The following is a 26,288-nucleotide window of genomic DNA, read 5'->3' as shown; positions in this document are numbered from 1 at the left end:
ATCAACTCCAGTTGCTTCTTTAACTGCTTCAACCATGGTAGTTTTTTTGAACTTCGGCGCAAGGTCAATATCATTACCATGAAATGTTATTGTAGTTGTTTTATTAACTTTTTTTGCAACATAGCGAACCAAATCTTCTGTTTCGACCATTACGTCACTTAAATCCCAATACGCTGCATAAGTTTCTAACATTGTAAACTCAGGATTGTGTTTCGTATCAATTCCTTCGTTACGAAAAACACGACCTAATTCGTATACACGGTCAATTCCGCCAATTATTAGTTTTTTTAATTGTAATTCTAAGGCAATTCGAAGATAAAAATCTGTATCTAAGGCATTATGGTGAGTTATAAATGGCCTAGCTGCCGCCCCTCCAGCACTATCATGAAGCATTGAAGTTTCTACTTCAACAAAATCTAAATTATCTAAAAATTCTCTTACAGCCTTAATAACCTTTGTTCTTTTTAAAAGCCTATTAAAACTATCTTCATTAGCAATCATATCAAGATAGCGCTGACGATATTTTTGTTCAACATTTGTCAGACCACTATGCTTATCAGGAAGTGGTCGAAGAGCTTTTGATAGAAAGGTTAATTTTTCTACTCGAACTGATAATTCTCCCATATCGGTCTTCATTACATCACCGTAAATGCCCAGAAAATCTCCTAAATCAGCGCGTTTAAAAATCTGATATTGTTCTTCCCCAACTTCATCTTTACGGATATAAAATTGGATCCTTCCTGTCTGATCTTTTAAATCAGCAAATCCAACTTTCCCTTTTCCTCTTTTAGCAACTATTCGACCAGCAATTGAAGTTTTTTTATTTAATTTTTCAAGATCTTCTTTAGTAATATTTTCATACTTATCATGAAGATCTTTTGATCGATCTGTTCTTTCGAAACGAGATCCAAATGGATCAACTCCCTCATCGCGTAATTCTTGCATCTTTTCGCGTCGAACTTGTAATTGATCGTTTAATTCATCAAATTCTTTTTTAACCACTAATTTAGTGCTCCTTCTCTTGCATAATCATGATCTTCAATTGACCTCAAAAGATCTTCAACCTCTTTTTTTTGATCAACTTTATTAATTTCAATTTTTGTTCTTACGACGTTCTTAATTCCTTTTAAATAGTAAGGAACAAATTGTCTAAACTCACGAACGCCAAGAACATCCCCTTTTAGATCACATAAACGATCTAATTGAGCAATTGCTAATTCAATTTTATCATGAACTGAAGGCTCTGGTAGTAATTCTCCCGTTTTTAAATAATGATCGGTACTTTTTAAAATCCAAGGGTTTCCTAGTACTGCTCGACCTATCATAACAGCCGTGCATCCATAATCATCAATTAATGTTTTAGCATCTTGAGGAGTCTTTACATCGCCATTTCCCATAAAGGGAATTGTTAATTTTTCTGCCACTCTTCCCAAAATATCCCAATCTGAATGACCACGATACATTTGTGCCCTTGTTCTTCCATGCATTGCAATTGCAGAAATACCAGCTTCCTGAGCTGCCAGAGCATTTTCTTGTGCCAAAATATGATCATTATCCCAACCAGTCCTCATTTTCACTGTAACAGGTTTCGACACAGATTTCACCACAACTCTTGCCATTTCGTAGACCTTATCAGGATCTAAAAGCCACTTTGCACCTGCCTCTGTTTTTACAATTTTATTAACAGGGCACCCCATATTAATATCAATAATATCAGCCTCAGTATTTTGATCCACAAACTGGGCTGCCTGAACTAAAGTATCTTTCGTTCCACCAAAGATTTGAATACTAACCGGATGCTCCTTAGGGTCAATAAAAAGCATTCCTAAAGTTTTTTCATTGCGATATATTATGCCCCGATCACTGATCATTTCGCAAACAACCAGACCAGCCCCAAATTCTCGACAAATTAAACGAAAACTCGCATTTGTAATGCCGGCCATTGGAGCCACTACCAATTGGTTTTCAATTTCTACATTACCTATTTTCCACAATTTTTTTCTCCTTAATAAAAAAGCCAAGCTTTATCTTGGTTTTTTTAATATCTAATCATCATTTGAATCACTGTTTTCAGGATTATCTCCCGGATTAGGTTCAGTTGGTTCTGGAGCGGGACTATCGTTACCCTCAGAATTAACTTCTTTTTTAATATCTTCAAATGATTTAGCTTGGTCTTCTTCTTCTCGTAAATGCTGGTCACCTTCCGGTAATTTACCAGTGTTATACAAGGAAAGAATTTCTTTCTCGTCTAAAGTTTCGTATTTAAGTAGTGCTTCTGCAATAACTGTAACTTGTTCTTTATGTTCAGAAATAATATTTCGAGCTTCATCATGCGCTTCATTAATAATTCTCTTAATTTCTTTATCAATTTTAGCTGCAGTTTCTTGAGAATAGACTGGTGCTTGACCGTAGTCAGCTCCAACAAAAGGCTGACCCTGCTTCTCAAGTGCCACTGTTCCAATTTCACTCGTCATTCCATATTTAGTAATCATATCATGAGCAATGCTTGTAGCTTGTTCGAAGTCATTAGATGCGCCAGTTGATTCTTCGTGGAAGAAAATCTCTTCAGATGTACGACCACCTAAAAGACCAATTATCTGTTCATTTAATTCCTCACGAGTAAGAATAAATGAATCATCATCTTTCGGTAACATAATGGCGTAACCACCAGCTTGACCACGAGGTACAATTGTAACTTTTCTAACAGTTTGAGAGTTACTTAAAACGAGACCGACAGTAGCATGTCCAGACTCATGAAAAGCAATAATCCTTCTCTGTCTAGGACTAATAACTCGATTCTTCTTTGCTACACCTGCAATAACCCGATCTTCCGCTTCGTCGAGATCAGTCGCATCAATAATCTTTTTATTTCTCCGAGCTGCAATTAATGCCGCTTCGTTAAGAACATTTTCAAGGTCAGCTCCGACAAAACCAGGAGTTTCTTTAGCTATCTCTTTAAAATCAACAGCTTTATCAATTGGTTTATTTCGAGCGTGAACTTTCAAAATTGCTTCTCGACCTTTGATGTCAGGTCGACCAACCAAAATTTTACGATCAAAACGACCTGGACGTAATAACGCTGGATCTAATACATCAGACCTATTTGTTGCAGCAATAACAATTACTCCTTCAGTCCCATCAAATCCGTCCATTTCAACCAATAACTGATTTAATGTCTGTTCACGTTCGTCATGACCTCCACCAAGTCCTGCGCCACGTTGACGTCCAACGGCGTCTATTTCATCAATAAAAATTATTGCTGGAGCTGCAGATTTTGCTTTTTCAAATAAATCACGAACTCTACTTGCACCAACCCCAACAAACATTTCTACAAACTCTGAACCAGAGATCGAGAAAAATGGCACGTTAGCTTCACCAGCAACTGCTTTAGCCAATAAAGTTTTACCAGTACCTGGAGGCCCTTCAAGTAATACACCTGAAGGGATTCGAGCCCCTAGACTTTGATATTTTTTTGGATCCTTCAAAAAATCAACAACTTCAACTAGTTCTTGTTTTTCTTCTTCTTCACCAGCAACATCAGAAAATCTAACTTTAATATCCTTCTTTGTAGAAGCTTTGGCCTTGGAACGGCCAAAACTCATAACTCGTCCAGTACCACCACCTTGACCAGATTGATTCATCATTAAATAGAAGAAAACTAAAATTAAAATAATTGGTCCAAAGAGAAATAGATACTGTAACCAAGCTCCTGATTGAGACTCTTGCTGAGTTTCGAACTTAGTTGACGTCTTACTAGCTGCCTTATTAACAGCAGATACTGTCGAATCATCGCCTAAAATACTAGTTTGAAAATACTTTACTTTGGTAGAACGTCCGCTTGATAGTCCAAAATTAGCCTGACTATTCCCCGAAGAAGTTTTTTCATGTTTATACTCACCTGTTACTTTTAAAACACCGTTTGACGGCTGAATAGAGAATGATTTCACATCTCCTTGATTAAGTGAGTTCATAAATTCCGTTGTCTTGACTGTTTCAGAGCGAGAACCAGAGCCACCACTTGTTAGTAATGCCCACGCTACAACAGCAAATATAACAATGGCAACATAGAAAAGGCTATTTCCAAATAATCCATTGCCTTTTTTCTTCATTCAATCCTCCAATTAAGATTCATTTTCTTTACTTTGATAAACTTCTGGTTTTAAAATCCCGATATAATCCAAATTGCGATAACGATTGGCATATCCCAAACCGTAACCCACAACGAAATTATTTGGAATAATAAAACCATTATAATCACTCGTTATTTCAACTTTACGGTTTGTCGGTTTATCAAGCAGGGTGCAAATCTTAACACTTTTTGCACCGTTATCTAAAAGATGCTGTTTAACATGATACAACGTTAAGCCAGTATCAACAATATCTTCTACTATTAAAACATCTCGATTTCTTATATCAATTGAAACATCTTTTTGAATAATTACTTTTCCACTAGAAACTATATCAGATTCATCATAAGAAGAAACGACCATTACATCTGTTAAAAGTTTAACATTAAGAATTCTTAACAGATCGGCCATAAAAAATAGAGCTCCTCTAAGAATTCCTACTGTAACTATCTCCTCATCTCCATAGTCACAATCAATTTGATTAGCTAACTTTTGAGTTTTTTTAGAAATTTCTTCCTTATTAAAAAGAATCTTATCAATATCTGAATTCATTAAATCTTCCTTTTGATCATCTTAACAAGACAACAGACGTAATTTTATCAGTTTTATCAGTATTAAACAAACCTGAATACCCAAAATCTTCAAGATACAAAATATTCGAACCACTAGCTAAAACTAATAAATGATCTCTTTTGATTTGCGATACCTTATTATCGATAAAAAAACGTCGTAATTTTTTTTTGATTTTCCCATTCGTCAAAACATAATCTCCTGTTTGACGATACCTCCACTTTAAAGGAGGTGAATCTCTTGAAAGAGAAATAAAAAATTTTTTTTTAAAGTCTTGTCCAAAAGCATTATCCAAGAAAAAAACTCCTACTTCTTCATTTTTAAATTGATACCACTGATTATATCTAAAAGTGGGAGCCACTTTTCTTTTTTCTAGTATAGCTGATTTTATTCCAAAAAACTGATAATCCTTAAATAAAATATATGAATTATTAATATTAATTGATCCTTGTGGTTTCTTTTGGTTTTCTATTAGAATAACGCTTTCGTTAATAAAATTATCACTTATTTGTTGAAAGCCCGATTTAACTATTAGATGACTTAAAAAGTTAGAAAGGGAAATGTATTTCATTTCAGAAAAAAATTTAAGCCTGATAACTTCGTTTGAATTATTTATTTCAATTTTATTAGTTTCTATTAATTTATCATAGTAGCGATATGCATCGGTTTTAAGTTCATTAAAGCTTTTAAAAAAATTTAGAAAATGTTTATATTCTTGATAACTTAAAAATTGATCATTAAATACATGGTGCCTGATTCGATTTCTTATTGTTTCATCGCTAAAATTTGTTTCATCCTCAAAAAAAATAACTTCATTATCTATTGCATATGCAAGTAGATCTTTTTTTGAAATCGATAAAAGCGGGCGATAGTATGTAATATTTTCTCTCTCACTAAGGCGAGCAATCCCAGTTACACCTGCTGCTGATCCACTTCTTATCGTCTGCATTAAAAAAGTTTCACCCAGATCATTTAAATGATGCGCCGTAAGCACAATATCGATATCATATTTTAATGCAATTTCTCTAATTACCTGATATCGTTTATTCCTAAGAAATGTTTCACTCGCATTAACCCTTTTTTCCAGATCAAGAGTTTCTGTAATAAAATTATAATTAAACCTTCGAACATATTTACTAACCGCATGTTGCTCGTTAACGGCTTCTATTCGTTGCCCGTGATTAACATATACTACAAAAACATCTTTACTATTTAAATCAAGTTTTCCGATCAACGACAAAAGACACATTGAGTCAAGTCCGCCAGAAACAGCGACTAAAAACTTTGTGCCTTTTAATAAAATACGATCATCCTTAATTATTTTCTTAAATCTGCTGTTTAAATTACTCACGACTTAGTTTGAACCAAAATTATAGATTGTATCTCCATTTTTTGAATAAAAGTATTTGCTCCGAATCCACTTTTGAATATAATCTTTATCCTTTAACTCTTTAACTGAAATTTTCAATCGTTTGTTATTACTTTTTACTTTTTTGAGCTTTTCATTTTTTTCATGTAAGACTTTTTGAGAATCACTGAAAGACGCATTATTCAACTTAACCTGAATAAAAGTAAGGCTCCCAATGAAAAATAAGACTAAAAATAAGACAATAATTCGATTACGATGAATTCTTTTCTTCTTCATTTTTATAAGCTGATGACTTTTCTTCAATTTAAAATCCTCTTTTGACTGTTAACTTTCAGATAAAAGCTCATACATTTCTTTACTCTGATCTTTTTTTGCATTTTCATTTAAATTAACAACTGCCACATTAATAACTCGACTTCCGTAATGAATCGTAATTTTATCATTAACATTTACAGTACTTCCTGATTTAGCAACCCGTCCATTTATTTCAATTCTCCCGGCGTCAGCTAATTCTTTAGCTACAGTTCGGCGTTTAATAAGACGGGAAACTTTTAAAAATTTATCAATTCTCATTTTTCTTTTTCCACAACCAGATTCTTAATTTTAATTACAAATTGCAAAAATTCATCACTAGTAATTTTATTACCTGGATTCATAACAATTATACTATACCCTTTGTCTGCTAAGCTCAATTTAATTTTAAACTTTTCATCAACAAGTATTTTTTCTAAAACCGATTGATTTAAGATACTGGACATTACCGGACTAAATTGGATTCTAATTGAATCATTTATTGAAGTAATTTTTAAAATTCCAGCTTGGTTTGCTTCAATTTTTATCCGAGCAGTATTGAGTAAATTTAAAACACTGATTGGGGGTTCACCAAAGCGATCGATCATTTCATCAAGTAAATCATCAACTTCTTCACTTGTCTTTGAATGAAGAATTTTTTGATACATCTCAATTTTTTCACTACTATCAGGAATATAATCGTCAGAAATATAATTTGACCATTCAAGTTCGACTATTGATTTAGTGTGATATCTACTAGTTTTTCCCATTTTACTTTGAATTGCATCTGAAAGCATTTGAAGAAATAAATCAAAACCAACTGCATTAATAAAACCATGTTGTTCTTTTCCTAAAATATTCCCCGCACCCCTGATTGAAAGGTCAGTTAAAGCCAATTTATACCCTGAACCTAATTCCGTAAAATCTCTAATTGCACTAAGTCTTTTTTCAGAGGTTTCATTAATTGAACGGTTTGCCTGATATGTTAAATATGCATAGGCAATCCGGTTTGAACGGCCAATGCGTCCTCGAAGCTGATAAAGAGTAGACAATCCAAATCGATCGGCATTTTCAACAATTAAAGTATTAACATTTGGAATATCGACTCCGATTTCAACAATCGTGGTTGTAACCAAAATATCAAACCGACCTTCTAAAAAATCCAGCATTGTATTTTCCAGCTGAGATTCACTCATTTGGCCATCAGCATACCCAATTTCTGCATTTGGAAACAAGCCTTTTAAAAAGACAACAGTTTGTTCAATATCGCTAACTCGATTATGTAAATAAAAAACTTGCCCATTTCTTCGTAATTCACGTTCAATTGCATCCTGAATTAAATCAATACTAAACTCACTAACATACGTCATTACTGGATAACGATCTGGCGGAGCTGTTTCAATTAACGATAAATCCATAATCCCTAACGTGGCCAGCTGCATTGTTCTAGGAATAGGAGTTGCAGTAAGAGTTAAGACATCAACATTATTTTTTAATTCTTTTAAACGTTCCTTATGTCGAACTCCAAATCGCTGTTCCTCATCAATTACTAATAAACCAAGATCTTTAAATTTGACATCTTTTGATAAAAGACGATGAGTTCCAATCACAATATCTACATCGCCATTCTTTATTCTTTGAATGACATCTTTAATTTCTTTATTTGTCCGAAAACGTGAAATCATTTCAATTGTCACGGGAAAATTGCGAAAGCGATCAATAAAAGAATTATAGTGCTGCTGAACCAAAATCGTGGTCGGCGCCAAAACTGCTACTTGTTTATGATCAAGGATCGCCTTAAACGCTGCTCTCATTGCAACTTCTGTTTTTCCAAAACCTACATCTCCAACTAAAAGCCGATCCATTGGAACGCTTTTTTCCATATCACCAAGAACTTCTTTTATCGATCGATCTTGATCAGGAGTTTCAACATAGGAAAAAGCATCTGCAAATTCAGTTTCATATGAACTGTGCGGCGAAAAAGCAAACCCTTTTTTAGTTTGACGTTCAGCGTATCTTTCAATCAGTTCATCAGCCATATCGTCAATTCGTTTTGCTACATTACTTTGAGTTTTGCGCCATTCAGCACTTCCTAATTTATTTAATTTAGGGGCCGTACCATTGTCTGACTGATATTTTTGAATAAATTGAATCTGATTGACAGGAACATACAATTTCCCGCTTCCAGCAAACTGGATTGTAATGTAATCTCTACTCACACCTCCATGAGTTTCGGTAGTGATTCCAATAAATCTCCCAATTCCATGATTTATATGAACTACATAATCTCCCACTTTTAATTCAGAAAAATTAGTAATTTTACGTGAATTTTTGGATAAAAAGTTCAAGCGTCGGCGACGTTTTTTCTTAGAAGAATAGAGTTCATTTTGACTGATTAAAATAATATTTTCATTAACTAAATCAAATCCATGATAAAAATTATCACTAACCATGTTTATTTTATGAGGTTGAATCGAATCTTTATCGGCTTCAAATAAATTAAGATCTAGGTCGTCGATTAATTTTTTAGCCGAATCATGTTGACTTTTTTCAGGCAAGCATAAAACTACCGTTGATTTACGAGATTTATTTTCTTCCAAAAAAGTCTCAAAAGATTCTAAATTATCGACAAAGCTTGGAATTGTTCGATCCAAAATATTATTAACAGTTTTAAAAGAAAGGTTACCAATCCCTCTTTTAATATTAGAGATAAAAATTTGACGATTTTTAATTTGTTTAAAAAATTCCACAAAATTTTTTTCAACAAAATCTCGTTTAAAATAATGGCCTTCATTGTTTAATCGATCTTTAAGTTGAGTTATCTGTTCATTTATATCTCCCAAAGAATCAATGATATGAGCATACTCTGAAACGAAAACGGTCGAAGTTAATGAAAGATAATCAGAAATTGTGTGATTTCCAATGAGTTTTTCTATATATGGAAAATTCTCTAATTGATGTTCATTTTCAATATATTCTTTTAAATATGATTGAACCCTCGTAGGCTTTTTTGAACTAATAAATTCTTTAACTTTTTTTTGATCAATAATTCGATCGCTAATAGGAATTATTTGAACTCGTTCTACTTGATCCAGTGAACGCTGAGAATCAAGATCAAAAGAACGAATTGAATCTACATCGCTATCAAATAATTCAAGTCGAATAGGAGTAGAAGAGCCAAAAGTAAAGAAGTCAATAATATCTCCTCTGACTGCATACTCTCCCAACTTTTCAACTCTTGGATTTTTCTTTAATCCAGCTTTATCAAGTCTATTAATAAATTCTTCTAATGAGATTTTACTGTTTAAATTTATTTCAAATCCGGCACTTTTAAATGTATTTGGATCAGAAATTGTACGCATTAAACTTTGAGGAGTTAAAAAGAAAAATCCTTTTTTTCCAGTCACTAAAGCATGCAAAAACAAAGCTCGAGACCTTTGATTTTCCGGTGAAGCAGTAAGGTCGGGAGAAAATAATATCTCTTCTGAAGGAAAAGAATAGATTTCATCTTCAGAAATGAAATTACTTAATTCATCAGACAAAGAAAAGATTTCATCGATTGAAGGAACCAAAATTATCGTTTGATTATTATTAATTTCCGCATCGCGAGCAAAAATAAAACTTGCAACTGATCCTTGAATACCTGTGAAAAGATGACGGCCTGAACTTTCAAGACTTTCATCTATTTGTTGATAAAATCCTTGCTTTTTTAAAAAATTGAAAATATTGTTATGAATTTTCATTTCTATTGTACTTATTCATCAATTCCGAAATACTTTTATCCTTAATAAAATCAATAATAATATCGGATGCCGTTAAAATTGCCGGTTGAATTTTCAATTGTTCTTCATTAGAGAACCGACCTAAAACCCAGCTAATGACACTTTCATTTGTTGGATGATCAGTCCCAATCTTTAAATTAATAAAATCTTTACTATTCAAAGATTTCATAATATCTTTAACCCCATTATGACCACCAGCAGACCGTTCCATTTTTATTCTAATCTTTCCAGTGTTTAAATCCATGTCATCATGAATAACCATGATGTCTTGTGGTTCAATTTCAAATTTATCGCTAATATATTTTACGGAGCGACCTGATTCATTCATATAAGTCAAAGGTTCTAGTGCGACAAATCGATGTCCCTCAACATTTAAAGATGAATACCGCTGATCATTTTCAGTTTTTTTCCAGTTTAATCCTTTGGATTCTAAAAAAGCTTCTAAAGCCATGAATCCAACATTATGCCTTGTATTTATATATTTTTCGCCAGGATTTCCTAGCCCAACAATTAATTTAGTCATTTATTCATTATAAACCAGCAATCAAATTTGATCTTATTGTTTTAGATTTACCTAAGGCCCAATTATGCTATACTAAAATACGAATCTAAATTCAAAGGAGATATTTTGTTTTGGCAAACACAAAAATTGATCGTCAAAAAGTTATTTTAGTAGGAGATGGCGCTGTCGGTTCTAGCTTCGCTTATGCATGCGTATTGCAAGGTATTGCACGAGAACTTGGAATTGTCGATGTTTTTAAAGACAAAACCCAAGGTGATGCTATCGATCTTTCTAACGCTTTACCTTATACATCACCAAAAAAGATTTATTCAGCTGAATATAGTGACTGTTCAGATGCTGATATCGTTGTAATTACAGCTGGCGCACCTCAAAAACCAGGTGAAACAAGACTTGACCTTGTTGCAAAAAATCTTAAAATTTTAAAATCAATCGTTGATCCAATTGTTGAATCAGGTTTCAAAGGAATCTTTGTCGTAGCTGCTAACCCTGTTGATATTTTAACTTATGCTACTTATAAACTTTCTGGATTTCCTAAAGAACGTGTTATTGGATCTGGAACTTCTCTTGATACTGCAAGATTACGTCAAGAAGTTGCTGACTTAGTTAATGTTGATGCTCGTTCAGTACATGCTTACATTATGGGTGAACATGGAGACACTGAATTTCCAGTTTGGTCACATGCAAATATTGGTGGTGTTAGAATTTCTGAATGGGTTAAAAACCATCCAGAAATTGATGAAAGTAAACTTGTTACGATCTTTGAAGATGTTCGTGATGCAGCTTACAAAATTATCAAGTTAAAGGGTGCAACATTCTATGGTATTGGTACAACTCTTGCAAGAATTGTACGAGCAATCCTCAACGACGAACAAGCAATTCTTCCATTGTCTGTTTATATGGAAGGCCAATATGACTTAGATGATATATATATTGGATCACCAGCAGTTATTGGTCGTAACGGAATTAGTTCAATTCTTGAAATTCCATTAAATGATCATGAAAAGCAGAATATGAAACATTCTGCTGATCAATTAAAAGAAGTAATTAAAAATTCTTTTAAAGACTAATCATAAAATTTTATTAAAAAGGCGTTCCTTGTTGAACGTTTTTTTTCTTTCCTATTTTACGTATCAAATTTCATGGTAGAATAAAAAGTAAGTAAAATTATAGGAGCGATTGTGAATTTTAAATGAAACAAACTTATTCTCGTAAAAAGACTACTAAAAAAAATAAAAAAAAGATCATTCGCAGTCCATTTTTAATATCTATTTTAATCGGTATAATCTGTGTAACAACCTTTTACTTCGTCTATTCTCTTAATTATCAAAATAAATTTTTACCTAATACCCAAGTATATGGAGTTGACCTTTCTGATCAAAACATTGATCGAGCAGCAAAAAAGCTTCACTTGAAACTTGATAAAATGAATTTTGAAGTTATTGAAGATGGTAAGACTCTTTATACGATAAATAGTAAAGATATTAAACTAAATAAAAATTATCGACCGCTTTTAAAGAAATTACTAAAAAATCAAGACCCTGCATCATGGGGAGTAAAAACGTTTGCTTTTTCGGATAACTCTGATTCCGATAAGAACAATATTAAGTTAAATGTTCAATTTGATCAGAAAAAATTAAATAGTATTGAAAAAGAGATTGAGAGTAATCTAAACAAGGACAGGACTGCACCTCAAAATGCGAAACTTGTTTTAAAAAATGATAAATACAAACTCGTTAAACAGGTAGAGGGGAATACAATTAGTTTTAAAAAGCTTCAAAAGCAAATTAGAAATAACATTTATAACGCTAACAATAAAATTATAGTTAGTGAAAATGATTATGAACGCCCGTCTATTCGAGAAAATGATTCTACTCTTCAGAAAAATTTCAAACAAATTAAAAAAATTGAAAGTACAAATTTGACTTATCAGGTAGCTAATGCAGCATCAATAAAGGTGCCAGATTCTGAAATTGTTAAATGGATTAATTATGATGGAAAAAGTGTCGATTTAAATATCGACAATATCTATGATTATATTAGTAATATTAACGGCAATTACACAACAATCGGAGCTACCAGAAATTTCCAAACTACTAACAGCGGCAAAGTTGTTGTTAAAGGTGGGACCTATGGTCGACAAATTTCGATCAATGATGACGTAAATCAATTTAAAGACGCTTTACTAAATAGTAAATCTGGAACAATTAAAGCAACCACGATTGGTCAAGGTCAATATGAATCTAACGTTGACAATCTCGGTAAGACTTATGTTGAAGTCAGTAAAGCAAAGCAACATGAATGGGTATATGTTAATGGTAAATTATTTATTCAAAGTGATATCGTAACTGGAAAGCCCAAAAATAATAACGATACTCCGACCGGAACTTTCGTAGTTTGGACAAAACAAACTAACACTCACCTAAAAGGGCTAAACGACGATGGCAGTAAATACGATTCTCCTGTCACCTATTGGATGCCAATTGACTATACTGGAGTTGGATTACACGACTCACCTTGGCAGCCAAGATATGGTGGAGATTGGTATGTCAATAACGGAAGCCATGGTTGTGTTAATAATCCTCCTAACGTCATTGCTAAGTTTTTTGATGTGATCCCGATTGGAACGCCAGTTATTATTTATTAAATTTTTTATTTTTTTGAACCATTAGTAATCCATCTCCCAAAGGAACAATTGAGGAGATGTATTTTTTTTGCTCTAAAATTTCACTTAACAATTGGTTTATATGTCGATGAATCCCTTTATTACGATGCTTAATTTCATCAATTGATTTTAAGATATCTCCGCCTTGAAAAATATCATCAATTAAAATTATCCCGTCATTTTTTAAATTTTTTATCAAATGAACAAATTGTTCTAAATATTTAGCTTTTGCTCCATCTAAAAATATTAAATCGAATTCATTTTCTTTAAAAGAATCATATTGTTTAGCAACATCTCCAAATTCAATCGATATTTTGTTAGATAAGTTAAAATTTTTAATATTTTCGACCGCTTTTTCATACATAACAGGGTTCCGTTCAAAAGTTATTATTTCTGAATCTTCGGGATTTTCAATTTCCATCAATAAAGAAGAATACCCAATCGCAGTTCCTACTTCAAGAATTTTTTTGGGCCTTTTTATAACAATCAAAAACCGTAAAAAAGAAGCAGTTTCTAAAGGAATAATTGGAATTCCTTTCATCTGTGCTTCTTTTCTCAAATCTATTAATTTTTGATTATCTGTTTCAATTAAATTTGTTCTCAAATATGACAAAACCTGATCACTAATGATCGGTCGATTCATCATCTCGTTTACCATTTTTTATCCATTCGAAATTAAATAATTATTAATTAACAGGATTAACTGCAATTCTAGGTACTCTTTTTGAAAGTGTTGTTAAGATTTCATAAGGGATAGTTCCAGCAAAATCTGCAGCTTCTTCAGCTGTAATCCGATTCTTTCCTTCTTCTCCTATTAAAACAACTTCCGTTCCGATCGGAAATTTTTGGGGAACTCTAACCATTAATTGATCCATTGTAATTCGACCAACATTTTGACAAAATTTCCCATCAATTATCACTTTAAATCCTTGCATCCGGCGTAACCAGCCGTCTGCATAACCAATCGAAACAGTTGCGATATATTCATCATCTGGTGCAGAATATGTCGCACCATAACTAATTTTCGTTCCCTTAGGAACCTCCTTAATAAAAGATATCTGAGACTTCAAGCTTAAAGCAGGTTTCAAATTTAAAGTAACTTTTTTCTTTTCTAAAAAAGGAGAAATTCCATAAAGTGCAATTCCTAAACGAATAGTATTAGTAAAATCGTCCTCCGATTCTATCAAACCAGCAGCACTATTTTCACAGTGAAGATACTTTACTTGATCCTTAAAATCTTTAACCATTTCAACAAATTTATTTTTTTGATAGTTATAATAATTACCACCTTCATCTGCGGTTGCAAAATGAGTGAAGATACCTTCTAGTTCAAACAAATTATCGTTATCTTCTATAAATTTAATTTCTTTTTTTAGTTCTTCTAAAGTCGTAACTCCAATTCTACCCATTCCGGTATCAAGAGCCAAATGAACTTTTAATTTTTTTGAACTAGCTGGGTCTAGATTTTTAAGGGCCTCCTTTAACCATTTTAAAGATGGAGCTGTTAAACTAATATTTTCTTTTTGAGCTATTTTAGAAGCTTGAACTTCACTTGCACCTAAAACTAAAATTAATTCCTTATATCCAAGTTTGCGAATCATTCTCGCTTCATCAACATAAGCAACACAAAATCCCACTGCTCCTGCTTTTATTGCCGGTTCGCAAACATTTTCAATTCCATGTCCATATGCATCCGCTTTGACAACCGCTAAAATATCTTTAGTAGGATGCAAATTTCGAACAACTTTTAAATTGTCATAAATAGCTTTTTGATCAACGTAAATTTTAGACGGAATGTAATCAAATTTCATTTTCTGCTTCCAATATTACTTCTGTAAAAACTAGTTCATTAGTATGACTAATTGAAACATAACTTTTTCCCTGAAATGGCTGATATAAAAAAAAAGGTTTCCCATTAGTATCGTCTAACACTGCAATATCTTGAAACCCAATGGATCCTAATCCAGTACCTAAAGCTTTTGTATAACTTTCTTTAACACTAAAACGGCCTCCTAAAAATTCAACTTGTCGTTTTAACGAACTAATAGAGTAAAAATCTTTTTTTCTTCTGATGTTAAAATTCGATCAACAAACTTATTACCAAATTTTTGAAAAAGTTTCTGAATTTGTTTTAGCTCGGTAATATCTACTCCAATTCCATAAATCATTAGGCATTGGTACGAATTACAAAATTACGGTTAACTTTTTTTTGAACTGGTTCTTTTTTAGTATTAGTCTTCTTTTTATAATCTCGATGTCCAAATTTCTTTTGATCACGATCACGGTCATGATGATACGAGCTTCTTGAATTATAGTGACGAGAATTTCCTCGATTATTTCTTTGGTGCCCATTACCCGATTTTTTCTTAAGCGGTAATGGCCTTTCCACAGAAATATTTACCGGTCGATTCTTAGTACTGCTCTTTGTATAACTTTGTAAAAGAAGACTTGCTAAAATCAATGGATCAATTTCACTAACTAGCTTTTCAGCCTCTTCTTTATATTTGCTGACATTAATTGATGATGACTTAGACTCAATTTGTGACATTGCATAATTAATCAATTCTTTTTGAACTTTATCGGCTGTTGGAGGCATCAAAGGAATCATTTTTACTTTTGTTAACCGTTCAATTCCTCTTAAATAGTCCATTTCACGCGGGTTAACAAAAGTGATTGACATTCCTGCACGTCCCGCACGTCCTGTTCTACCAATTCGATGAACATAACTATCTGGATCTTGAGGAATATCGTAATTATAAACATGAGTAACTCCTCGAATATCAAGACCTCGAGCAGCGACATCAGTCGCCACCAAAATCTGAATTTCTCCCGCCTTGAACATTCTTAAGACATTCATCCTCTTTTGTTGGGTTAAATCACCATGAATTCCTTCAGCTTTAAAACCTCTGATCTTCAATCCACGAGTTAATTCATCAACTCTTCTTTTTGTTCTTCCAAAAACAAGAGCCAATTCTGGACGCTGAACATCCATCAACCGCGTCATAAAATCAAACTTTTCATTATCACGGGCTTTCACATAATATTGATCAATTAAATCCGCTGTTAACTCTTTTGATTTTACCTTTATGGTCACCGGATTTTTCATAAATGCCGTTCCGATTTGCATAATATCTTGCGGCATTGTTGCTGAAAATAGCAATGTTTGCCTTTCTTTCGGCAAAGATCTGATTATTTTGGAAATATCTTCCAAAAAACCCATATCAAGCATTTCATCAGCCTCATCTAAGACTAAAGTTTTTAAATGAGAAAAATCAACGTTTTTTCGATTAATATGGTCTTGCAGCCTTCCCGGAGTACCTACTAAAATCTGCGGAGGATTTTTTAGATCTTTAATCTGACGACCAATATCTGCTCCTCCATAAACTACCATCACTCTAATTTTTTTATCGTGCCCTAATTTAGCTAATTCGTCACGAGTTTGAATTGCTAACTCTCTAGTTGGAGACATCACTAACGTTGAGATAAAGTGGTCTTCATGACTGGCTTCTTGAATAGCAGGAATGCCAAAAGCTGCTGTTTTACCAGTTCCGGTTTGAGCCTGGCCCAATACATCTTTTTTTTCTAAGACTAAAGGCAGTGACTGCTCCTGAATAGGCGTCATTTCAACATATCCTGCATCTTTAATTGCTTTTAAAACTTCTGGTTGTAAATCTAGTTCGTTAAATTTCAATATCAATTTCCTTTAATTTGTATTTATACTTAGTGCATACATCAAAATTCCAGCTGCAACTGAAACATTTAAACTCTCAGCATGTCCGCTAGTTGGAATTAAAACATTTTCGTCAATAATTGAATCAATTGCTTTGCTTACACCGTGACCTTCATTACCTAAAACTAATGCAAAAGGCTCTTCGAGCTTAAGCTCATTCACATCTTTTGCATGAGTATGAAGTGTCGTTCCCAAGACTTTTTCATTCCACTCCCTAATTAGTTGAATAAAAGTTTCAATTTCTCCTTCAAGCACTTGAAGATGAAAATTACTCCCTTGAGCTGCCCTTAATAATTTGGGAGAATAAGGTGATACAGATTTATTACTAAAAAAAACACCCTGGTAATCAAAAAAATCTGCCGTTCTTAAAATTGTACCGGCATTTCCCGGATCTTGCAAATCATCAAAGATTAACCAATTCCCTTTTTGGGGTTCTTGGTTATCAATTTTCATCACTGCAAAAATACCTTCAGAAGTTATTGTTGAAGACAGATATTTTGCAACTTGATCACTAATCAAAGTAAAATCACAATTTAAGTCGTTTAAATATTCACTATAGTGTTCAACCGCTAAAATCTCGACCGGTTTGCTATAATGAATGGCTTCATCTACTAAATTGCGCCCTTCAATAAGATATTGATGCTCTCTTTTTTGATATTTGGCAGTGCTTATTTTTTTGACAAATTTAATATGTTTATTTTGAATTGAATCTATTATCATTATTTATATTAGGAGGTTCTTAAAATATGGAAACAGAAAAGTTATTATTTTCTGGTCGCGTTCAAGGCGTTGGATTTAGGTATTCCTGTAAAATATTTGCTGACGAAATAGGATTAACAGGAACCATTCATAACGACTCAAACGGTAATGTTACAGCAATTGTTCAAGGATCACAAAACTTAATAAATAAGTTTACCAGTGAACTGCCCAATAAAATCTCTCCTTGGGCTCGGATTGCTAAGGTAGAAAGAACGAAAATATTAGACAATCCAGTTTATCATGATTTTAGAATTATATAAAATGGTAAACAAAAATTCCCTTATGTTATAATGTTCTTTTAGTTCACATTGAAAAGGATTTATAATTGAAAAACAAAAAAATCATTACTTGGTCTCTGTTACCAATACTCCTCTTTTTAACTTCTTGTGCCCGTCGTGCGTCAACTGTAAGAAAACCACCGACCGATTTCTTTTACGGCACGATTTACAAGATTTTTGGAATTCCAATGCAAAACTCAATTATTTGGCTTGGAAATTTTTTTGGTGGACATAACGGTTATGGATTCGCAATCCTGATCATTACCGTGCTTGTCAATCTAATTATCTTACCTTTACGGTTAAATCAAGCTAAAAAGCAAACTTTGCAGCAAGAACAAATGCGACTTTTGCAGCCTCAGATAAACATCGTCAATAAACAATTAAAAAAGACAAAAGATCAGCAGGAACAGATCAGACTTAATCAATTGTTGATGGATGTTTATAAAAAAAATAACACCAAAATGATTCCAAGTATCGGATGTTTAACATTAATTATCCAGCTGCCTTTCTTTAGTGGTTTGTTTTTAGGAATTCAATATTCTGAAACCTTACAGCACAGTATTTTCTTTGGAATGAACCTTGGAAAACCTAACCTAATAATCGTTCTTTTAGCAACTCTAACCTATTTTATCCAAGGCTATATGTCACTTGCCGGAATGAACCCTGAACAAAGAAAACAGTCAAAATCGATTCTTGTTATCTCTCCGTTAATGATTTTCTTCTTCACTTTTGCTTCTCCTGCTGGATTAGGTCTCTACTTTTTAGTAACTGGACTTTTAGCGCTAGTTCAGCAGGCAATTACTACTTATCTCATCTTACCAAAAGTACGCCGCCAAATTGACGAAGACTTGGAAGAAAATCCGATTGTCGAAGTTGTTACTGAAGAGATGTTTAAAAATCAAAGTAGTTATGTTACTGAAGATAAAACAACATTATCATCTGAGGAGAAAATTACTTCAGATGATGTTGACTTAAGGAAACGTAATGCTGGAAAACAAAATTTTGATCATAAAAAATAGTTTGATTAACTATTAAAAAGCCCTGTGGCTACTAGTTCTATCTAGCAGTTACAGGGCTTATTTTTATCTAACTATTAATTATTGTTCTTCATACCAAGGATAATGGAAAATACCTTCACGATCAATACGGTGATATGTATGTGCTCCAAAATAATCTCTTTGAGCTTGAATAAGATTTGCTGGTAATACTTCGCTGCGATAAGAATCATAATACGTAATTGCTGCCGCAAAAACTGGAACTGGGATTCCAGCTTTAACAGCTAATGCTACGATTTGTCGTAAAGCATCTTGATAATTATCAGCAATATTCTTAAAGTATGGATCTAAAAGAAGATTATCTAATTGGGGTTCTCTATTGAAGGCATCAGTAATATTTTGTAGAAATCTTGCTCTAATAATACAGCCCTCACGCCAAATCTTTGCCATTTCACCATAATTAATGTTCCAATTATAATATTCAGAGGCAATTTTAATTTGTTCAAAACCCTGAGCATAGCTCATTACCTTACTAAAATATAATGCTTTTTCTAATAAAGAAATTATTTCTTTTTTATCACTTTCACTAATCTTATTAAATTTAGGACCTGTTAGTGATTTACTAGCAGTGACTCTTTCTTTTTTCAAAAAAGAAATATAACGGGCATAAACTGATTCTGTGATCACAGATTGAGGAACGCCTAATTCTAAGGCATTTTGTGAACTCCATTTACCAGTTCCTTTATTTGCTGCCTCATCTAAGATCAAATCAACAATTGGTTTATCGCTTCCCAAATCATCTTTACGAGTCAAAATATCAGCTGTTATTTCAATTAAATAACTTTGCAGTTCACCTTGATCCCAATCTTTAAATATCTCAGCGCACTCTTCAACGGTTAAACCTAATAAATTATGTAGTATATTGTAAGTTTCAGCGATCAATTCCATATCACCATATTCAATTCCATTATGGATCATTTTTACATAATGTCCGGCACCGTTAGGACCTACATAAGTAACACACGGCTCACCATCTTCAGCTTTTGCCGCCATTTGTTTAAAAATATCAGCAAGTTGATCGTATGCTTCTTTTTGACCACCAGGCATCATCGAAGGACCATTTAAAGCCCCTAATTCGCCGCCCGAAACTCCCATTCCAATGAAATTAATACCTGAAGCGTCTAGTTTCTCACTCCGGCGCATTGTATCCTCAAAGAAAGTATTTCCGCCATCAATCAAAATATCTCCCTGATCTAAAATAGGGAGTAATTGATCAATTACAGCATCAGTCCCTGCACCTGCTTTAACCATTAAAATAATTCGTCGCGGTTTCTTAATACTATTTACAAAATCTTCAAGAGTATAACTTGGAACTAAATTTTTTTCAGCGTGATCTTCCATTACTTTTTCAGTTTTAGAAGATGTTCGATTATAAATTGCAACACTATGACCGTTTCTTTCGATATTTAATGCTAAATTTTTACCCATTACGGCCATTCCGATGACACCAATTTCTGCTTTGTTACTCATTATTCTCCTTACCTAATTCTTCTTTTAATTTTTCTAACTTACTAAGAGTATCTTTTGGTAGTTTATCTGAGTCTTTTTTTATACTTTCAAAATGATCCTCAGAAATTACTTGCCAATTTTCACCTTTCGGCATTAAATTTTCTTGTTGTTCTTTCTCTGTTAATACCTGGCTTGGAATTCCTAATAAAATATAGTCAACGACCGTATTATACAAATCTAAATTATTATTCTCAACTTTAGTTATAACTCGATCATCTTCTTCATCAGTTTCAATATCTTCTTCCAAACGAACAAATATCTCTTCAACATGCTGATTAATTTTAACTTCAGCAGGTTTTAGACTCCTAGTAGAAGGAACGATTAACAACCCCTGAATATCGATGTACGCATCGATATATTTATCTTCAATTGGCTCTAATGTGATTTTTAAATCAAACGGAACATCCGCTTGATATTCAGAACTTCTTTCTTTAATTGCTTCACTAAGGTCTACTTTTCCTTGAAAAATTGTGTTTTCTTTTCTTTCTAAAATTTTCCCAAAATCAAAAGTTAACTTCACTAATTTCACCTTTCGATTACTAATCTTGATGACTCTTTATTCATTATAAAATCGTAAAATTCATTAGCCTGATATTCAAATTTCAAAGAACGTGAATTTTCATAGTCAGATCTATGAGGATTTGTAATTAAATTAGTACTTTTTTTGATTAACGATAGGTATTCCTCTCCTTTATGATTAAAACCCCACACCCTTAATAAAGTTGAATTATCATCTACCTTATCGCGAATCCCCAAAAGAAGATAGAGATAAATTCTTTTTATTCTAGTTAAAGTGTATCTTTTTGTTTTTAACGCGTGAATGAAATTTTCATAATCATTTGAACTTTTTACTATTTTTTTACAACGCTTTAACAATTCTTCTGGTAACAAAAAAATATCTTTTAATTCATCTTCACTTTCCAGCAACAATTTAGCCTTAACGATAGCAAATGTAGACTCAAAATTACTTATAGACTTAGATGACAAAAAACTTATTGTCTCAAACGGAACCATTTTTTCTATTTCTTTAATCCGATTATCTTTTAGAAGGCCTCTAATCTTACTGCTGCTTACTTCTTCAACTGCTCGTTTAATTGGTATCAATTCAACTGGAAAATTTAATTTTTGGGCTGCTAACGCATAATAGAACCCTAAAAGATGGTTTGCCTCTTTTAAGAAAATCGAAAACTTTTCGAAATTAAACGCAAGATTATTAGCATAATTTTCATTTTTAAATTTAATTTCAGGGTTATTTGATACACTGCTTTGTAAATATTCATCAGCCTTAGTTAAATAAGGAAAATTGGGCTGCTCACTTCCGAATGCCAAATGAGTTATTTTAAGCTTTTTTGCAACTGCAACACTTCCCATCGCAAATTCATTAACTGCCTGAATATTAGAAAAAAAAGGAATGCCAACTACCAAGTCAGCTCCAAAATTCAAAGCAAGTTTAACTTTATCCTCTCGACGTAAAATCGACATTTCACCCCTTTGAGTGTAATTACCGCCTAAAATAATAACAGTAACATCCGGATTAACAATTCTTTTTGCTTCATTTAACTGCCAGAGATGTCCTAAATGAAAAGGATTGTATTCAGCAATGATTCCTAAAACTTTAATCTTTTCTTGCAACAAAAAACCACCGTTTTGTTTTTGGATCGATTTCCTTTTGTCCAAAATCTGCCCAAGTTTGAATCTCATTAAAGCCAACATTTTTCAAAGAATCAAGAAATTGCCACATTTCATAAGCTCTTTCTTCCTGCTGTTCTGAATAACGATGGTAAGCATCAATTTCAGAATCATATTTAAAGATAACTAAATCATGGATTACCGAGTGATCTTTTTCACCCTGATAGGCATTCCATAAAAGTGAATTATCATGATCGGAATAGTTATACCGAAAATCTTCATAGATAACATCGACCTGATATAGCGAAACAACATCAAAGAGAAATACGCCCCCGCTTTTTAGAGAATTATAAACTCCACTAAAAACTTTATTGATATCACTAAAATCAAGCAAATAATTTAAAGAATCATCGAAGCAAGTTATTAGATCAAAAATTCCTACACCATCAAGATTACGCATGTCTCTTTTTACAAACATTACATCATTTTCATCTAACTTAGAGCTAGCGATGGATAACATTTCCTCAGAAGAATCTAATCCCATTACCTTAAAATTATTTCTTGCCAAGAGAATAGAAAAATCACCGGTTCCACAAGCTAAATCAAGAACTTTTTTTGTCCCCAGAGGTGCAAAACGTTCAGTAAATTTAAGCCATTTAGGATAAAGACTTTTATCCATCAATTCATCATAAATTTCAGCAAACGAATTAAACATTTATATCCAACCACTGATTAACGTCAACCTTGTTAGCTTCAATCCATAGACGGTCTAAATTATAAAATTCTCTTTTTTCGGGTGTAAAAATGTGAACAACAACATCTCCAAAATCAAGCAAAACCCATTCAGAAACTTCTTTTCCTTCAATCCTTTTAACTGGGTAACCGTCTTTTTCTGCTTCTTCAGTTAAATCTTTAACTAATGCATCCATCATTCTAGTATTACGAACATCCATAATCATAAAATAATCAGCGATAACACTAATCCCCTGAATATCTAAAACTGTAATATTATTTGCCTGTTTTTGATCTGATTTTTTGGTCAGGTCTTCTACTAGCTTTATAGAGTTTATTTCCAATTTTCCTCCGCTTTTTCAATCAATTCATGATATTTCAAATTGTTTGTATATAAAGTATTGTAAGTTAGCAACATTGCCGGATGAATCAACGATGACTTTTCCATTAGATAATGAACAGTTTTTTCTATTTCAAATAAAACTGCCGCATCTAGATCCTCTTTTGCAATCATGCGGGCCAATGCTGCTTCTTCAAAGTTGCGATTAGGTTCAATATAATCCGCTACAAAAATAACTTTTGCTAAGTTATCCATTTGCGGATTAGAGATTGTATGATATCTAATCGAATTTAAAATCTCTTCGTCGTAAAAGTGATATTCATTTTTTAAAAGATCAGCTCCTAAAAATCCGTGCCATACTCCATTTCCATATTTTAATAAGCTCAAGTCGTAGTGACCGGAATGGATTAGATCAATAAACATCTGATCATCCGTCTGTTTATATAAATCATGAAGTAATCCTGCTAATTTAGCTTTTTTTGAATCAACACCATATTTTTCTGCTAATGATTCAGCAGTACTTGATACTGAAATACAATGCTGATAACGATGTTCACTTAGTTTATTTTTTTCGATTTCTTTAAAGTAATTGAACCAATCACTTGCCATAAAGATTCTCCTTCAAAATATAACGGAACACTTTATCTGGCACTAAATAACGAATTGTCATTTTATTTTTTAAACGATTGCGAATATTAGAACTGGAGATATTGATACTTGGAACCTCTACCCAAGTAATCGGAACCTTAGAACGCAAAACAAAGTTATAGCGTCTTGTACCAACTAACTTTACATAATCCAATAATTTCGTTGAGAAAGTTCCCATACTAATTGAATTTATAAATTCATTTCCGGCAATCCAATAATACTCTGCCTCTGGATTTTTCTCATGAAGTAACCGAAACATATCTTCCAAGTTCTTAGGCTTTTCAAATAAAGTCCCTGAATAAAGTAATTCAAATCGGTCATTATCTCTGACACTATCTTTAATCATTGTTAAACGATGACAATCTTTTTGAAGATCATTCTCAATGATATCGTGATTAGTCACAGGAATAAAATAAATTTTATCAAGATTTAAAAAATCACTGACATTTTCTGCCACCACTAGATGTCCGATATGAATGGGGTCGAATTTACCAGTAAAAAGCCCAATTGCTTTTCTTTTATGATCTGTTTTTTTTTCTTCTTTTGGCAGTGTTAAAATTACATTTTCTTTTTTTAATCTATCCATTTTTACCACTTTATATCCCTATACAATAGCTGATCTAATAGTTACATCTAAATTATCAACTAAATTCAAACAAATCTCTACTCTTTTGGGTAAAGTTAACCAGCCTATCCCAGGAAAAACTACATCTTTTTTTTCATTAGTTTTAATTTTTAATTGTTTATATTTAAAGACATCTGTATCTTTTAATTTTTCTTTTGGCGGAATTAAAATATTACCCACATGCTGAAAATAAAAAATTTCATTTTCGTTTGTTTTTTTTCGATGAAGCGAAATATTTGAATTAAAATAAAAGACAAAAGAAGATTTTTGACCCTTCACAAAATCTACCCAAGCAAGACCTCCAATAAAAATGGTCTGACCTGAGTCAAGTTGAAAAATAATAGTTTTTAGCTGGTTAGTAGGTAATATTAGCTGCCAATCATCTATACTAAAAATAGAAAGTGACTGATTTTTTAAAAGTATTCCTGGGGTATCAAACCATGTTTGAACTCCATTTTTAAAAGTAAGAAAATTTAAAGTAGTCCCTGGAAGTGAAGAGACAGCCGGTTCAGTAATATTTCTATTCTGACTTTTAACTAAAGCATTGATTAAACTGGATTTTCCAACATTCGCATTACCTACAAAATAAACATCTTCATACTTAATGTTTTGAGTAATAATTTGATATAAAACATCAATATTGTATTTATTCTTGGCGCTAGTTGGAACAATATAACTAACATTTATTTTTTCTTTAATTGCTTCTTTTCTAACCCAGTCAACAACGGCCCCAATCTTATAATCTCTTGGAAGTGCTTCAATTTTATTAATTACAATCAATATTTCATCAACATCAGTAAATTTTTTAAGTAAAGAGAAGAACTCCGTTGACAGATCAAAAATATCAGTCACTGCAATAATGGTGACCTTTGAAGGAATTTTTTTAATAACTTCTAAAAAGTCTTCAGCCCCAACTTTTAAAGGAGTGACTTCTTTATAGTGTAAAAGCCTGAAACATCTCTTACAAAGAATCGGTTGTTTATTATCCGTTAATTTTTCTAATGTTCGTCGATCAAGATATCCAATCAGAGAATCATCATCATCTTGGATAAAAGCCCCACAGCCATTACACTGTATATTCTTTATTTGATTTTCCATTCAATTCCTTTAGCTTTTTTAATTCTATTCATAAAAGGTTTTTCAAAAAAGCGGTTAATTTTTGTATTCCAATGATCTGTTTCAACTAAAGGATCCACTAAAACTGTTTTGATGTTTGAGAAGAACCCTGCAAAAAGATCAGTCAACACCTGATCACCAACTAAAATTACATCTTTTTTGGAAAGATTCAATTCTTTTAATGCTTTCTTAATTCCGATTGATGAAGGCTTTAAAGAGAAAGCTATAAATGGCACCCCTAAACCTGAAACTGCCTTTTCTACTCTTTCAGGATTATTATTTGAAACAATAATTAATGGAATCGATGCATCTTTTAGTGAATTGATCCACCTTTTTGCAACTAGATCAGAATCTTTTAGATCCCAAGCAACCAAAGTATTATCTAAATCTGAAATTACGCCTTTTATCCCACGTGCTTTTAAAGAAATTGGATCAAGATCTGTTATACTATGAGCTTTCCAAGTTGGATAATACCATTTTTTAGACCGGTTATTATGCACGAATACCTATTCCCCCTTTAAAATTCTTTTTAAGTTTAATACA

Annotated in this window: 26 protein-coding genes and 1 pseudogene (1 of these 27 running past the window's edge); 4 read left to right on the top strand and 23 right to left on the bottom strand. The window is 32.6% G+C overall.

Features of this window, described 5'->3' with window-relative positions; all coding sequences use genetic code 11:
- From lysS to pth, 9 genes are all read right to left on the bottom strand, one after another.
- Positions 1-1,002, bottom strand: partial view of a lysine--tRNA ligase gene (gene lysS / locus R8749_RS03975; protein ID WP_317698144.1) — the 5' portion only. Its footprint begins 495 nt before the window's first position; the window shows 1,002 of its 1,497 coding nt (coding positions 1-1,002); it begins with the start codon at positions 1,000-1,002; its stop codon lies off the left edge, out of view.
- The gene (gene dusB / locus R8749_RS03970; RefSeq protein WP_425613219.1) at positions 1,002-1,943 is read right to left on the bottom strand and encodes a tRNA dihydrouridine synthase DusB; all 942 of its coding nucleotides are present in this window, start codon (positions 1,941-1,943) and stop codon (positions 1,002-1,004) included. Before dusB ends, lysS begins: the two co-directional genes overlap by 1 nt.
- 102 nt (positions 1,944-2,045) lie before the next feature.
- Positions 2,046-4,109 (bottom strand): ATP-dependent zinc metalloprotease FtsH, encoded by a 2,064-nt coding sequence (gene ftsH, locus R8749_RS03965; protein ID WP_317698141.1) that lies wholly within the window; start codon positions 4,107-4,109, stop codon positions 2,046-2,048.
- A gap of 12 nt (positions 4,110-4,121) precedes the next feature.
- Positions 4,122-4,679 (bottom strand): hypoxanthine phosphoribosyltransferase, encoded by a 558-nt coding sequence (gene hpt, locus R8749_RS03960; protein ID WP_317698140.1) that lies wholly within the window; start codon positions 4,677-4,679, stop codon positions 4,122-4,124.
- A gap of 16 nt (positions 4,680-4,695) precedes the next feature.
- On the bottom strand, positions 4,696-6,048 hold the full coding sequence (gene tilS, locus R8749_RS03955) for a tRNA lysidine(34) synthetase TilS (protein WP_317698138.1): 1,353 nt from the start codon (positions 6,046-6,048) through the stop codon (positions 4,696-4,698).
- A 3-nt stretch (positions 6,049-6,051) separates the two neighbouring features.
- A complete protein-coding gene (locus tag R8749_RS03950) occupies positions 6,052-6,369 on the bottom strand; it encodes an FtsB family cell division protein (protein WP_317698136.1) in 318 nt (105 codons plus the stop codon).
- Positions 6,370-6,390: 21 nt separating this feature from the next.
- Entirely contained in the window at positions 6,391-6,639 is a 249-nt protein-coding gene (locus tag R8749_RS03945; RefSeq protein ID WP_317698135.1) for an RNA-binding S4 domain-containing protein, read from the bottom strand.
- Positions 6,636-10,100, bottom strand: a complete 3,465-nt coding sequence (gene mfd / locus R8749_RS03940) for a transcription-repair coupling factor (RefSeq protein WP_317698134.1) — start codon at positions 10,098-10,100, stop codon at positions 6,636-6,638. Before mfd ends, R8749_RS03945 begins: the two co-directional genes overlap by 4 nt.
- The gene (gene pth / locus R8749_RS03935) at positions 10,087-10,662 is read right to left on the bottom strand and encodes an aminoacyl-tRNA hydrolase (RefSeq protein WP_317698133.1); all 576 of its coding nucleotides are present in this window, start codon (positions 10,660-10,662) and stop codon (positions 10,087-10,089) included. The genes mfd and pth overlap by 14 nt, the downstream gene beginning before the upstream one ends.
- Positions 10,663-10,772: 110 nt before the next feature.
- On the opposite strand from pth, the gene R8749_RS03930 reads away from it, so the two are divergent.
- Together R8749_RS03930 and R8749_RS03925 are read left to right on the top strand one after the other, a co-directional pair.
- Entirely contained in the window at positions 10,773-11,729 is a 957-nt protein-coding gene (locus R8749_RS03930) for an L-lactate dehydrogenase (RefSeq protein WP_317698132.1), read from the top strand.
- Between the two features lie 122 nt (positions 11,730-11,851).
- On the top strand, positions 11,852-13,306 hold the full coding sequence (locus tag R8749_RS03925) for a L,D-transpeptidase family protein (RefSeq protein ID WP_317698131.1): 1,455 nt from the start codon (positions 11,852-11,854) through the stop codon (positions 13,304-13,306).
- On the opposite strand, the gene R8749_RS03920 is transcribed toward R8749_RS03925, so the two are convergent.
- The 5 genes and pseudogenes from R8749_RS03920 to R8749_RS03895 all read right to left on the bottom strand — a co-directional run bounded on the left by R8749_RS03920 (position 13,296) and on the right by R8749_RS03895 (position 17,774).
- Positions 13,296-13,982: an O-methyltransferase gene (locus R8749_RS03920; protein ID WP_317698130.1), complete on the bottom strand. Its 687-nt coding sequence runs from the start codon at positions 13,980-13,982 to the stop codon at positions 13,296-13,298. The genes R8749_RS03925 and R8749_RS03920 overlap by 11 nt on opposite strands.
- A 28-nt stretch (positions 13,983-14,010) precedes the next feature.
- Positions 14,011-15,135, bottom strand: a complete 1,125-nt coding sequence (gene alr, locus R8749_RS03915; RefSeq protein WP_317698129.1) for an alanine racemase — start codon at positions 15,133-15,135, stop codon at positions 14,011-14,013.
- Positions 15,125-15,492: pseudogene (acpS, locus tag R8749_RS03910) on the bottom strand (holo-ACP synthase). The gene alr and the pseudogene acpS overlap by 11 nt, the downstream one beginning before the upstream one ends.
- Positions 15,492-17,015, bottom strand: a complete 1,524-nt coding sequence (gene cshA, locus R8749_RS03900) for a degradosome RNA helicase CshA (protein ID WP_317698126.1) — start codon at positions 17,013-17,015, stop codon at positions 15,492-15,494. Before cshA ends, acpS begins: the two are co-directional and overlap by 1 nt.
- 12 nt (positions 17,016-17,027) lie before the next feature.
- Positions 17,028-17,774 carry a TrmH family RNA methyltransferase gene (locus R8749_RS03895; RefSeq protein ID WP_317698125.1) on the bottom strand — a complete coding sequence of 249 codons (747 nt, stop codon included), beginning with the start codon at positions 17,772-17,774 and terminating at the stop codon, positions 17,028-17,030.
- 26 nt (positions 17,775-17,800) lie between these two features.
- Here R8749_RS03895 and R8749_RS03890 point away from each other — a divergent pair, with 26 nt between their 5' ends.
- A complete protein-coding gene (locus R8749_RS03890; protein ID WP_317698124.1) occupies positions 17,801-18,073 on the top strand; it encodes an acylphosphatase in 273 nt (90 codons plus the stop codon).
- 65 nt (positions 18,074-18,138) lie between these two features.
- Positions 18,139-19,110, top strand: coding sequence for a membrane protein insertase YidC (gene yidC, locus R8749_RS03885; protein WP_317698123.1), 972 nt, complete (start codon positions 18,139-18,141; stop codon positions 19,108-19,110).
- Positions 19,111-19,188: 78 nt separating this feature from the next.
- On the opposite strand, the gene gndA is transcribed toward yidC, so the two are convergent.
- From gndA to R8749_RS03840, 9 genes are read right to left on the bottom strand one after another with little or no spacing between them, the layout of a single operon-like run.
- Positions 19,189-20,616 (bottom strand): NADP-dependent phosphogluconate dehydrogenase, encoded by a 1,428-nt coding sequence (gene gndA, locus R8749_RS03880; protein WP_317698121.1) that lies wholly within the window; start codon positions 20,614-20,616, stop codon positions 19,189-19,191.
- Positions 20,609-21,175: a YceD family protein gene (locus tag R8749_RS03875; RefSeq protein WP_317698119.1), complete on the bottom strand. Its 567-nt coding sequence runs from the start codon at positions 21,173-21,175 to the stop codon at positions 20,609-20,611. The genes gndA and R8749_RS03875 overlap by 8 nt, the downstream gene beginning before the upstream one ends.
- Positions 21,176-21,180: 5 nt before the next feature.
- Positions 21,181-22,287 carry a nucleotidyltransferase family protein gene (locus R8749_RS03870; protein ID WP_317698117.1) on the bottom strand — a complete coding sequence of 369 codons (1,107 nt, stop codon included), beginning with the start codon at positions 22,285-22,287 and terminating at the stop codon, positions 21,181-21,183.
- A complete protein-coding gene (locus R8749_RS03865; protein ID WP_317698115.1) occupies positions 22,271-22,999 on the bottom strand; it encodes a class I SAM-dependent DNA methyltransferase in 729 nt (242 codons plus the stop codon). Before R8749_RS03865 ends, R8749_RS03870 begins: the two co-directional genes overlap by 17 nt.
- Complete coding sequence (gene rsfS, locus R8749_RS03860) at positions 22,992-23,360, bottom strand: ribosome silencing factor (protein ID WP_317698114.1); 369 nt, start codon at positions 23,358-23,360, stop codon at positions 22,992-22,994. Before rsfS ends, R8749_RS03865 begins: the two co-directional genes overlap by 8 nt.
- Positions 23,351-23,965 (bottom strand): bis(5'-nucleosyl)-tetraphosphatase (symmetrical) YqeK, encoded by a 615-nt coding sequence (gene yqeK, locus R8749_RS03855; protein WP_317698113.1) that lies wholly within the window; start codon positions 23,963-23,965, stop codon positions 23,351-23,353. Before yqeK ends, rsfS begins: the two co-directional genes overlap by 10 nt.
- Positions 23,955-24,590 carry a nicotinate-nicotinamide nucleotide adenylyltransferase gene (locus R8749_RS03850; protein ID WP_317698112.1) on the bottom strand — a complete coding sequence of 212 codons (636 nt, stop codon included), beginning with the start codon at positions 24,588-24,590 and terminating at the stop codon, positions 23,955-23,957. Before R8749_RS03850 ends, yqeK begins: the two co-directional genes overlap by 11 nt.
- 18 nt (positions 24,591-24,608) lie before the next feature.
- Positions 24,609-25,727 (bottom strand): ribosome biogenesis GTPase YqeH, encoded by a 1,119-nt coding sequence (yqeH, locus tag R8749_RS03845; protein WP_317698111.1) that lies wholly within the window; start codon positions 25,725-25,727, stop codon positions 24,609-24,611.
- On the bottom strand, positions 25,712-26,245 hold the full coding sequence (locus R8749_RS03840; protein WP_317698110.1) for a YqeG family HAD IIIA-type phosphatase: 534 nt from the start codon (positions 26,243-26,245) through the stop codon (positions 25,712-25,714). The genes yqeH and R8749_RS03840 overlap by 16 nt, the downstream gene beginning before the upstream one ends.
- Between the last annotated feature and the right edge of the window lie 43 nt (positions 26,246-26,288).

The organism is Xylocopilactobacillus apis (assembly GCF_033095965.1).
GTDB lineage: Bacteria > Bacillota > Bacilli > Lactobacillales > Lactobacillaceae > Xylocopilactobacillus > Xylocopilactobacillus apis.
The sequence above is the reverse complement of the archived record's forward strand: the minus strand, read 5'-3'. Positions and strand labels throughout refer to the sequence as shown.

Bases quoted from the DNA above. Each gene is read 5' to 3' on its own strand.
- dusB (WP_425613219.1), bottom strand. From the start codon at position 1,943: ATGGCCGGCATTACAAATGCGAGTTTTCGTTTAATTTGTCGAGAATTT.
- ftsH (WP_317698141.1), bottom strand. From the start codon at position 4,109: ATGAAGAAAAAAGGCAATGGATTATTTGGAAATAGCCTTTTCTATGTT.
- hpt (WP_317698140.1), bottom strand. From the start codon at position 4,679: ATGAATTCAGATATTGATAAGATTCTTTTTAATAAGGAAGAAATTTCT.
- R8749_RS03945 (WP_317698135.1), bottom strand. From the start codon at position 6,639: ATGAGAATTGATAAATTTTTAAAAGTTTCCCGTCTTATTAAACGCCGA.
- mfd (WP_317698134.1), bottom strand. From the start codon at position 10,100: ATGAAAATTCATAACAATATTTTCAATTTTTTAAAAAAGCAAGGATTT.
- pth (WP_317698133.1), bottom strand. From the start codon at position 10,662: ATGACTAAATTAATTGTTGGGCTAGGAAATCCTGGCGAAAAATATATA.
- R8749_RS03925 (WP_317698131.1), top strand. From the start codon at position 11,852: ATGAAACAAACTTATTCTCGTAAAAAGACTACTAAAAAAAATAAAAAA.
- R8749_RS03920 (WP_317698130.1), bottom strand. From the start codon at position 13,982: ATGGTAAACGAGATGATGAATCGACCGATCATTAGTGATCAGGTTTTG.
- alr (WP_317698129.1), bottom strand. From the start codon at position 15,135: ATGAAATTTGATTACATTCCGTCTAAAATTTACGTTGATCAAAAAGCT.
- R8749_RS03895 (WP_317698125.1), bottom strand. From the start codon at position 17,774: ATGATAATAGATTCAATTCAAAATAAACATATTAAATTTGTCAAAAAA.
- R8749_RS03890 (WP_317698124.1), top strand. From the start codon at position 17,801: ATGGAAACAGAAAAGTTATTATTTTCTGGTCGCGTTCAAGGCGTTGGA.
- gndA (WP_317698121.1), bottom strand. From the start codon at position 20,616: ATGAGTAACAAAGCAGAAATTGGTGTCATCGGAATGGCCGTAATGGGT.
- R8749_RS03865 (WP_317698115.1), bottom strand. From the start codon at position 22,999: ATGTTTAATTCGTTTGCTGAAATTTATGATGAATTGATGGATAAAAGT.
- yqeK (WP_317698113.1), bottom strand. From the start codon at position 23,965: ATGGCAAGTGATTGGTTCAATTACTTTAAAGAAATCGAAAAAAATAAA.
- R8749_RS03850 (WP_317698112.1), bottom strand. From the start codon at position 24,590: ATGGATAGATTAAAAAAAGAAAATGTAATTTTAACACTGCCAAAAGAA.
- yqeH (WP_317698111.1), bottom strand. From the start codon at position 25,727: ATGGAAAATCAAATAAAGAATATACAGTGTAATGGCTGTGGGGCTTTT.